The organism is Adonisia turfae CCMR0081 (assembly GCF_011009555.1).
In the GTDB taxonomy this organism is placed as follows: domain Bacteria; phylum Cyanobacteriota; class Cyanobacteriia; order Phormidesmidales; family Phormidesmidaceae; genus Leptothoe; species Leptothoe turfae.
The window spans coordinates 1816470-1826405 of record NZ_QXHD01000004.1 but is presented as its reverse complement, the minus strand read 5'-3'; the positions used below and the strand labels follow the sequence as shown (position 1 = coordinate 1826405).

General features: G+C 48.0%; 8 protein-coding genes and 1 pseudogene. 6 read left to right on the top strand and 3 right to left on the bottom strand.

What is annotated here, in order from left to right; translation table 11 throughout:
* Positions 1-392: 392 nt before the first annotated feature.
* Positions 393-615: pseudogene (locus tag DXZ20_RS37400) on the top strand (IS1 family transposase); the annotation flags it as partial.
* A gap of 47 nt (positions 616-662) precedes the next feature.
* Here the strand turns inward: DXZ20_RS37400 and DXZ20_RS12035 are convergent.
* Positions 663-1487 (bottom strand): class I SAM-dependent methyltransferase, encoded by an 825-nt coding sequence (locus DXZ20_RS12035; protein WP_163671817.1) that lies wholly within the window; start codon positions 1485-1487, stop codon positions 663-665.
* 128 nt (positions 1488-1615) lie between these two features.
* Positions 1616-2125: a GNAT family N-acetyltransferase gene (locus DXZ20_RS12030; protein WP_163698409.1), complete on the bottom strand. Its 510-nt coding sequence runs from the start codon at positions 2123-2125 to the stop codon at positions 1616-1618.
* Between the two features lie 221 nt (positions 2126-2346).
* Between DXZ20_RS12030 and DXZ20_RS12025 the strand changes: the two genes are divergently transcribed.
* Together DXZ20_RS12025 and DXZ20_RS12020 are read left to right on the top strand one after the other, a co-directional pair.
* Entirely contained in the window at positions 2347-4101 is a 1755-nt protein-coding gene (locus tag DXZ20_RS12025; protein WP_163698407.1) for an adenylate/guanylate cyclase domain-containing protein, read from the top strand.
* A gap of 103 nt (positions 4102-4204) precedes the next feature.
* Positions 4205-5923, top strand: a complete 1719-nt coding sequence (locus DXZ20_RS12020; RefSeq protein WP_163698405.1) for an adenylate/guanylate cyclase domain-containing protein — start codon at positions 4205-4207, stop codon at positions 5921-5923.
* A 163-nt stretch (positions 5924-6086) separates the two neighbouring features.
* On the opposite strand, the gene DXZ20_RS12015 is transcribed toward DXZ20_RS12020, so the two are convergent.
* Entirely contained in the window at positions 6087-6647 is a 561-nt protein-coding gene (locus tag DXZ20_RS12015) for a TetR/AcrR family transcriptional regulator (RefSeq protein ID WP_163698403.1), read from the bottom strand.
* Positions 6648-7017: 370 nt separating this feature from the next.
* On the opposite strand from DXZ20_RS12015, the gene DXZ20_RS12010 reads away from it, so the two are divergent.
* From DXZ20_RS12010 to DXZ20_RS12000, 3 genes are all read left to right on the top strand, one after another.
* On the top strand, positions 7018-8619 hold the full coding sequence (locus DXZ20_RS12010; RefSeq protein WP_163698401.1) for an alpha/beta hydrolase: 1602 nt from the start codon (positions 7018-7020) through the stop codon (positions 8617-8619).
* Positions 8620-8625: 6 nt separating this feature from the next.
* Positions 8626-9390, top strand: coding sequence for a class I SAM-dependent methyltransferase (locus DXZ20_RS12005; protein WP_163698400.1), 765 nt, complete (start codon positions 8626-8628; stop codon positions 9388-9390).
* A gap of 259 nt (positions 9391-9649) precedes the next feature.
* On the top strand, positions 9650-9877 hold the full coding sequence (locus DXZ20_RS12000; protein WP_163669602.1) for a hypothetical protein: 228 nt from the start codon (positions 9650-9652) through the stop codon (positions 9875-9877).
* Positions 9878-9936: the final 59 nt, after the last annotated feature.

The following is a 9936-nucleotide window of genomic DNA, read 5'->3' as shown; positions in this document are numbered from 1 at the left end:
TGAGCAGTTTTGTGCCCTGGAACTCTTTGACTTTCCCAAAATGCATATGTATGGAACATTCTCACCAATCAAATAGGAACGCTATATTCTCGATTGATTTTCAATCTAAATTCAAATCTTTACAATGCCGAGTTGGAGACATCGGTAGCGTGAACAAGGCTATTCAACAAACTTACCTGAATGCCACTCTTTTTTGTTAGGAATGTGAGTATGCTTGCAAAGGAGAGAGGATAAGGAAGAAAAAGGAAGAAAACAGAGCTCCATTAACCATGGTAAAGCGGTGCTCCTTATATTCTTAAGCTCGGGCATGAACAAAGGAATACCCTTTAAAGAATGGGCCATACCACTTAAAAAATCGTTAGGGTGATTGCTAGACTAGAATGTAGATTCAGTCTATGGTTCAGTGGTTTACTAAGGGGGAGAGACGGTATGGCAATACCCCATGGCAACTGGCGAGTGTTTATCTACCGACGTGTCACACTACCGGTACCTAGCCCTATCGAAAGGTCTGGACTGAGGGACTAGAGGCGCTATGACGATCAAGGGATCTCAAGGCAAGCCCGAGTCATGTGGCTTAAGCGGGAACATCCCTTTATAGCCACCAGCCCAGTGAGTTCGGAGACGTCAAAACCACTATATCCAAAAAGGAATAGGTTGACTTATTATGTCACTACTTCATTCGGTTTTCGAGCTGTTACAAAAAACATTGTGACATCATTCCAATACCCTTTTTTATCTGAAACTTTCTCTATTTCTGCGAAATACTCTTGCCTGCACTGTTCCAACTTTTTGTTAGACCATTCCACATCCTGAAGCCCAAATGCACTTCTGGCATTACCAGTCCAAACAGATTCTATATCTTGAAGGTAACGGCCAAACTGCTCAGTTATGAGCGAAATATCCCTAAAGCCGACCATTTCAAGCAGGTCACGACATCGTTCATGGGACCCAAGCAATTCATTCGGATTGGGAATATTGATGCCATATGAGCGAACTACCTGTCTGAATAAGACAGATGCACTAGGAGAAGATTCTGCCAGGCAAGAAAAAGCGACTATTCCTTGTGGTTGCAGCGCTCGATACCATCGATGAAGTACAGTTGGAATATCCGTCAAGTAAACAATTGCAGATGAGCACAAGATAGCGTCGTACCGCTTCTCTGGCAATGTTTGTTCATCCGCATCTACTTGTGCAAACTCAATATTTTTCAGTCCTAAAGTCTCAAGCTTTTGTTTCGCTTGGCGTAACATGCCAATAGAAAAGTCAGTTCCCAGAACATATCCTGTGGAGCCAACTATCTGAGCTGCGGCAATTGCCGCCAAGCCAGTTCCAGTGGCAACATCTAAAACATACTGACCTGGCCGTAATGTTGAAAGCTCTACCAATCGTGCAGCAGCCTGCCTATGAAATTCGTTCTCATAGTTTATGCGATTATTAAAGTCATTCAGGACTTGTTGCTTGTATGTATTGCTCGACGAGTCGGCCATATAATCCACTAATTAGGTCTGTTGATACCAAGTACAGGCAATACCACATGCCTTACATAGAAAAGCGTAAAACATGCCATCTCCATATTCTTCAACATCTTCTCGATTCATCTGCCCAATAAACATCATCAACGTATTACACTCTGGGTAACTTCGCTTCGGATAAGCCGGTAGCGGATAAAACGCTGGTCTTGGATCACAATCTCGCCATCTTTGTGGAAACCAAGCCGCCGCAGCGCTGCGACCCGTTTCCTACTGGGGGGCAGCAAAGCAGTAATAGAGTCAACGCAGAGCTCTTCGAATGCATGTTTCAGAATCCTCCGGTAGAGAGCAGATCCTGCTCCCCAGTACTTTTGATTGAGGACGAGACCCAAGTCTACATCATCACCCTCCGGCTGCAGGCCACCCCAGCCGATGAACTCGTCATCCAGCACAAAGGCCCAAGGTCCAAAGCCTCTCTCCTCCCACATTCGTTCTTTGATGGCGACAAAGCGATCGCACTCAACATATCCAAACTCATCCTGGGCCAGTGGCAGGTGCCGCCGGACTGCGGGATCGTTCATCAAGTCAATGATTGCGTTCGGAGGAATCTTACTCAGCCGCGTGAACGTGATTCTATGGTAATTATTGGCTGACATAGCTAAGGAGTTTGAACAAGAGACTGCAGCAGAATTGCTGCCTAACGGATTGAAATCAGGGATGTGAATATATTTTAAAAGCTCTACTCGCTAACTAAATTTGGCAGGCTATGGGCTAGGGCATGTAGTCGATGGTTGTAGGTCAAATTTTTAACAAATTAAGCTGATTCTTCTAAAGTCAGTGGGGAAATTTAAACTAGCAACCTCTATTTTATTGTCCCATGACCGCCCTTGAGCCCATCAGCCCATCTACGCATCGGCGGGGCCTCCCCATCGGTCTTAAAATATTTGGCCTGACTGCCAGCTTACTTGGACTGATGGTAATAGTGGTGGCGGTCTCCACTCGACGCCTGAGACAGGTAAACGAAGAGATTATTAATCTGGCGGATTATGCCCTTCCCATTACTGATCGGGTGGCACAAATTGATGTGCATGTGCTGGAACAGGAGCTGCACTTTGAGCGGGTGCAAACGCTGTATGAAATTGAGCCCCTACATGAGGAGCGCTTGCAGTCAGAGCTAATGGGATTTGCAGAGCGAGGACAGCAGGTCGATGGGGAAATTGAAGCTGCGATCGCACTGGTGCAAACCGCCATTGATGAGACGACTCTTCCCCAAGCCAAGGCCGAATGGCAGCATATTGCCCCCAGGTTAAGGGCCATTGAAACCGAGCATCAAGCGTTTCAAACCCATGCTAGTGAGCTTTTGGAGCTGTTAGCCGCCGGAGATCTAGAGTCTGCCCATCAGCTGGAAGAAAAGCTGATTGCCCAAGAGACCAACTTTAACCAGGCAATTAACGATATTTTTTTGGAGCTAGAAGCCTTTACTGTCGAAGCGGCCCAAGCGGGACAACATCACCAGCAGGTAGTGCAAACCCTCAGTGCATCAGTGGCAAGTTTGGCCACCTTGGTGGGTTTGGTCTATGCCACCCTGGTCACCCTAGGGTTAGTGCGGCCTGTGCGTTCCCTTAAAGTGGGTACTACCGCTGTGCAAGCCGGTGACCTGGACATTCACTTAGACACCTCCAGCCGCGATGAGGTGGGCACCCTGGCCCGTACCTTTAATACTATGGTGGATGAGCTAAGACTCAAGGCGCGTCTAGAAGAGACCTTTGGCAAGTATGTCGATCCGCGCATTGTAAAATCCCTTGTTCAGAGCAGTGACACCGCTGCCACCGATGGTGAACGCCAGGTGATGACCGTCTTTTTTGCCCAGGTGCAAGGTATAGAAACCTGTTTGGCCCCGCTAACACCGACAAACCAAGAGCGGATCATAAACGACTACCTGAGCCTGATGTCGGCCCCCATCAGTAACCATGATGGGGTAATCGACAAATTTATTGGCACCCTGATTATGGGGTTTTGGGGACCTCCCTTCACCGATGGGGCCAGTCACGCTCGCCTGGCCTGTGAGGCGGCCCTAGCCAGCATTGACCAGCTTACCCAGCTATATCCCAAACTGTCCCAGCTAGACATTACGCACACCGGAAATCTCCACATTGGTCTCTCCACCGGTCCCTTAGTCGTGGGCAATATGGGCTCAGAGGCGGCTAAGGCGTACACCGTTATGGGAGATACCGTAAATACCGCATCCCGTCTCAAGGGTGTGAGCCAACAGTACGGAGTGACCATTGTGATCAATGAGGCCACCCAGCAACAGGTGTCAGATGTCATGGCCACCCGAGAGCTAGACCTGATTCGAGTGGTGGGCAAAGAAGATCCTATCCACATTTATGAATTACTGGGTCATAGAAATACTCTAACGACTACAGATGGGGCTGCGATCGCAGCTTTTGCCCAGGGTCTTGCAGCCTATCGACAACAGGCATGGAACCAGGCCCGCCAGCACTTTAATCAATGTTTGGCCCAAAAACCTGGCGACCGTCCCGCCCTACTCTATCTAGATCGGGTTGACCAACTAGAGGCGAATCCACCTGACACCAGCTGGGACGGAGTATGGCAGCTAACCCAGAAATAAATAATCTGCCATTGCTGATCCTTCCATAAATCAGCAACAGCAATAATCTCCTTAAAAACTCCGTTCTTCCTCAACCCCAGAGTCCCTCTCCACCACACTTACCATGCAGTCCCGTTTTTCTCTCTCCATTGGCACTAAGATTTTTGGTATTGCCAGCAGCATGCTAGGTCTACTGTTAGGGGTGGCCTATCTCAACCATGTCCGCATTCGCCAGGTTAACTATGAACTGATTGACATTGCCTACTACCTAGCTCCCCTGACAGAAGATATCGCCAATATTAACGTCCATGTGCTTGAAGAGGAGATTCACTTTGAACGCATGGTTCGGTATTACACCATTAGCAACAACAAAATCGACGGTATCGGCAGCGCTAAAGTCAACGCCGAAGAAGAGGCCTTTAAGGAACGGGGGGAACGGGTTAAACAAGATATTGCTATCGCCATCGCCCTTGCTGACAAGGCCGCTCAAGCGGCCCACACTCCTGAGGATATCCTTGAAATTGCTCGCATTCGCCCACTGTTAGAAGTGCTTGCATCCGAGCACCAAAACCTCCACCACTATAGCTTGGACATTATTGACCGCCTAAAAGCGAGTGATCAAGAGGCTGCCACCCTACTAATTGATCAAATTACCGATTTTAAAGACGATTTTGATCGTCGAATTCAGGATATTTTATTTGAGCTCACTGCTTTTATTGAACAATCTGCAAAACATGCCCAGGCCACCGAACAACGCACACTAAACCTGAGCTTTTGGTTAACCGGTCTTGCCAGCGGTATTGGTCTCCTATTTTCTGCTTGGGTTACCGCTGGACTAGTACGCCCCGTGCGACGTTTAGTGAACAATACCGAGAAAATTGAACAAGGTAACCTGAATGTGGAAGTCCCTGTCTACTCCAGTGATGAGATTGGTCAGCTGACAGAATCTTTTAACCACATGGTCAGCAAGATTCGTGAAAAAGAACAGCTCAAAGCCACCTTTGGTCAATATGTGGACCCACGCATTGTAGAAACGCTGCTGGGACAACCCAACCCAACTGAAGGGAGTCAACGGCAGATGATGACGCTGTTCTTTTCGGACATGGCCAACTTTAGCCGCATTAGCGAACTACTCACACCAACGGGGTTAGTCACCCTGATCAATCGATATTTCACCCTTGCTTCTGCTCCCATTAAGGAGCACCATGGAGTGATTAATCAGTTTGTTGGTGATGCGGTCAGTGCGTTTTGGGCTCCCCCCTTTGTAGATCCAGCAGATCATGCCAAGCTGGCTTGTTACGCGGCCCTAGAGCAGTTTGACCAGCTTACTAAGCTACGGCGTAGTTTGCCAGACTTACTGGGTATTCGAAAAGGTCTGCCAGAGATTAATATTCGCATTGGTTTGGCATCGGGGGAGGCCTTAGCTGGGAATATTGGCTCTGAACAATCTAAGTCTTACACGGTTATTGGGCCAGTGACCCAACTGGCGGAGAAACTAGAAACCTTAAATAAGGTATACGGGACTCGCATTTTGATGACGGCTAAAACCAGAGAACTAGCGGGTAATACCATCGAGGTTAGGGAAATTGATCGGATTGCCTTCGCTGGAGAACCTGAGTCTATTTATGAACTGCTAGGTATTGCTGGTAGCACAGATCATAAGTTAATTCTGTTGCGAGATTGTTTTCAGACGGCATTAGAAGTCTATCGAAATATGTCTGGTGAAGAGGCGATATCAAGGTTTCAGGCATGTTTAGACATAGTCCCAAACGATGGACCTTCCATGTATTATCTCAATTTAATAGCGTCAAGCAGTTCTTCAAAGCATGTCCATATAAAATAAATTTTCTAACAACGTTTAGGATCACCGGACAGGGGCTTGGGGTTGCCGAGTGTAATGAACACAATCGCGTTTTATCCGTTGGTTACCTGACCTCCTCAGATGCTGCGCCCTGATCGTATTGACGGGCACTGTCAATAATGACCGGGAATGTTTTTAACGATGCCTAATGCTTTAAACCTTGGATCAGGGTTCGATAGGTTAACTTGGCGGCATCATTGCGGGCAATATCACCACTTTGTATGGCTGACCATGCTGCCCAGATCAGGGCATCAATGGTGGTGGCAACCCATGCATTGGGGACATCGAGGGCAATCACCCCATCTTGTTTGAGGACATTTACAAAGTCATTTAGTTCTTGCATTTGTCGGGCGTAGGCCGCATTAATATCTGGGTCGGTATAGGTTGATGATTCTGCTACCAAAAAGTGAAACCGATCACCTAGAGGCACCACTGCCTCTAGAAACGCCAGTAGGGCATCGGCAGCCGATAGGTTTTGATTCCTAATGTGAGCTGTGATTTGATCAATGGCCTCAATCGCTTCGAAGGCGATCTCACGGATCAGGGCCTCACGGGACGAAAAGTGGCGGTATAACGTCGCTCGCCCAACACCGCACTTGCCTGCAACATCACTGAGAGAAACCCCTGGATTTTTCGCTAATACAGCAACAGCTGCGTGTAAAATAGCCTGCTTGTTAGATGCGTTTCGAGACGATTGACCACTCATTAGACTAGTACTTTATGGCGTAAGTTTGCCCACCATCACATGGGAATGAGTCGATGGATGGATGGGTGGATGCAATAGCGCCAAATTTTTACCATCGGCTACTAGTATAGCCTAATGAGACAAAGATGTCTTACCTTAGACAAGTGTGTATATTTATTGCTGGTTTACCCTAATAATTGGAGCTGGTATCTACGCTAGGGACGTGTATGTCTGGCAATTCTTTGCCCAGGCTAAGGGTTCCGACAAAACTCATACAATACTATTATCTCAACCTTGATTTTGGTGCCGAACTCAGGTCCATTCTATCCGTCTATTATCCTGACGGTTCTCTGATTTAATTGCTTATTTTTTAAAGGCTCTATTAGCAACTATGAAAGCCCTTCACTGGTTTCGGAACTTAGCCCTGTTTCTAGGCGGTGCTGCACCGCTGGTGTTCATTGCTCCTACCCTGGCTGCGGAAGATGTCACCCTATCCTATGGATTGTTAGAGCTATCAGTATCAGTGGCCTCATTGGAAGGCTATGCCACTGACAACCAAGTTAGCGAGGAGTTAGAGTTTTATCTTAAGTTTCTCAATGAAGAAGAACGTCGCGATCTGCGAGAGATTTTGACGACACCACTGGATGTGAGTGCGGTCACCCTATCCCAGGTACTTTACGATCCCTTAGGAGAACTCTGGTTAGATCGATTGGGGAACGTCATTCAAACAGCGTCGCGACAAAATGGGGCGCGGGGACTGCGGGGTGCCCTGATTTTGGCCGCTGATGATGAGGGAGGGCTGACTCTGCTCAATCTGATACGCCGGTTTCCTACACCCACGCTGCGGATTAACTCGGTTGAGATTTTGGATGTGGTTAACACAGTGGTAGATCTGCTGGACCAAACTGAGACTGCGATCGCAATGCTCCACACCCAAACAAATACCGAAATCTCCGCTACCGAGCCCATCGACTATGCCCAACGCCCTGATCTAACCCAGGCGGGGCCAGTCTCCTGGCGAACTCAGACGTTAGAATTGCGAGACTTACAACGCGATCGCCAATTGCCCGTGGATCTATATATTCCCCAGAGCAATACCCCCGTTCCTCTGGTGGTTATTTCCCATGGGTTTGCCGCCAGCCGCACTAACTTTGTGGATGTGGCCCAGCATCTGGCGAGCTATGGCATTGCTGTGGCAGCCATTGAGCATCCTGGTAGCAACTTTCAGCAGGTGGAAAATTTACTGGCGGGCAATGCCTCAGCTGCAATGGCCCCCAACGAATTTGTAGATCGCCCCCAGGATATTTCCTATTTGTTAGACTACCTGGAAACCCAAACGAGAGGAGCGCTGGCCCGTCAGTTTGACCTCAATAGCGTGGGTGTGATAGGGCATTCTTTTGGGGGATATACAGCCCTTGCCCTGGCTGGTGCTCAAATTAATGTTGAACAGTTAGAAACCCGTTGCACCAGCGACTTAATTGAAGCAGACTCGGTTAATATTTCCATACCTTTACAGTGTCTAGCCCTACAAAGCCAGTTTGAACAACCCCTCCAAGACGAGCGAGTCACAGCAGCGTTTGTTTTTAACCCCATTACCAGCTTAGTGTTTGGAGAAGCCGGGCTGGGGCAGCTCAGTACGCCGATATTGATGGTGGGAGGCAGTGCCGATCCGGTGGCTCCGGCCTTAACGGAACAAATTCAACCGTTTACCTGGTTAACGCCGTCGGATAAATACCTGGCGCTCATGCAGGGAGGTCACCATAACTATGCCCAGTCTGAGACGTTGCCTGATGAGCTATCGGGTCCCGACCCGACCCTGGCCCGCGAATATCTTAAGGTCCTGGGTCTGGCATTTATGCAAACCCATGTGGCTGGGCAGTCAAACTATCGCCAATTTTTACAAGCAGGCTATGCCCAATATTTAAGCCGAGAGTCTTTACCGTTGACGCTGGTGCAGAATGTCTCCTTGGAAACGTTAGAAGCCAGTCGGTAAGCGACCATGAATTTTTCTAATGAAGAACAGATTCTCCACTCATGGCAACAGAATGCTGCCCCGTGGACTGTGGCTGTCCGTGAGCAACAGATTGAGAGTCGTCAGCTAGTTACCAACCAGGTAATTGTAGAGACCGTAGTGTCCTATTCACCAAAGACGGTGTTGGATATTGGCTGTGGTGAAGGCTGGTTAGCCAGGGCGTTACATGCCCATAACATTATGGTTCACGGTGTGGATGGGATTCCAGCCCTGGTGAAACAAGCCAGGGCCAAGGGAGATGGCAGGTTCGATGTGATGTCCTATGAAGAGATTAGTGCGGGCAAATGGCGAGACATCTTCTTGCGAGACACCTTTTTGCAAGACACCTTTTTGCAAGACACCTGCTTGCAAGACACCTGCTTGCAAGACACCTTCGATGTTGTTGTCTGTAACTTTTCCCTATTTGGCAATGAATCTGTAGCCGCGCTCTTAAAACAGGTGTCGACATTACTCAGTCCTGGTGGTCATTTTATAATCCAAACACTACATCCGCTCATGGCGTGTGGTGACCAACCCTATAAAGATGGCTGGCGTGCAGGCTCCTGGGCTAGCTTTAGTCAAGACTTTGTAGACCCAGCTCCTTGGTACTTTCGAACAATGGCAAGCTGGATCGGTCTTCTCTCTAAAAGTGGCCTGGTATTGCAGGACTTAATTGAACCGATACATCCCAAAACGGGTAAGCCGGCTTCTGTTATCTTTGCCTGTCAGAGCAACAGGATATGTCATCAGTAACGCATCGCGTTTCTCATTGGCGTTAAATACACCCTGCCCATATGCACCACTCACTACTTACCACTCACTACTTACCACCAGGTTTTATTGATCCCAACCGAGAACTGCCACATTTTCGCAGTGAGGCTTCCGTGCATATGCTGAGGAGACTGTAAATCGTTGGGTGATATGCCCCCTATTTACGCATTTATTCTGATGGTAGGTTTGACTAGCCGACTTAGAGTTAGAAACTATCAGTTCTAAACTCTCACTTGTTTTTATGAATAGGTGCCTTCAATCTATTCCTTTAGGAATAGTTAGCCTTTTGGGCTACTTAGCTGTACCCGCCCATGGTGATGACTTCAACTGTTTACAGCTGAATATCTGTTTTTCGTCAGCATATCTTTTTGCCGAGCCCTGTCATGACGAACCAGCCATTAAGATGACGATCGATGATTGCACCGATGATGCAGTTTTGCCATTCGACAGCCTCACCCATAGAAACTAAAATGCGGCTTACCTGTCAGAGCAAGGATGGTTGATAATAGAAAGCGTTGTCAAAAACGT

Coding starts and splice junctions, on each gene's coding strand:
- DXZ20_RS12030 (WP_163698409.1), bottom strand. CDS start 2,125: ATGTCAGCCAATAATTACCATAGAATCACGTTCACGCGGCTGAGTAAG.
- DXZ20_RS12010 (WP_163698401.1), top strand. CDS start 7,018: ATGAAAGCCCTTCACTGGTTTCGGAACTTAGCCCTGTTTCTAGGCGGT.
- DXZ20_RS12025 (WP_163698407.1), top strand. CDS start 2,347: ATGACCGCCCTTGAGCCCATCAGCCCATCTACGCATCGGCGGGGCCTC.
- DXZ20_RS12000 (WP_163669602.1), top strand. CDS start 9,650: ATGAATAGGTGCCTTCAATCTATTCCTTTAGGAATAGTTAGCCTTTTG.
- DXZ20_RS12020 (WP_163698405.1), top strand. CDS start 4,205: ATGCAGTCCCGTTTTTCTCTCTCCATTGGCACTAAGATTTTTGGTATT.
- DXZ20_RS12005 (WP_163698400.1), top strand. CDS start 8,626: ATGAATTTTTCTAATGAAGAACAGATTCTCCACTCATGGCAACAGAAT.
- DXZ20_RS12035 (WP_163671817.1), bottom strand. CDS start 1,487: ATGGCCGACTCGTCGAGCAATACATACAAGCAACAAGTCCTGAATGAC.
- DXZ20_RS12015 (WP_163698403.1), bottom strand. CDS start 6,647: ATGAGTGGTCAATCGTCTCGAAACGCATCTAACAAGCAGGCTATTTTA.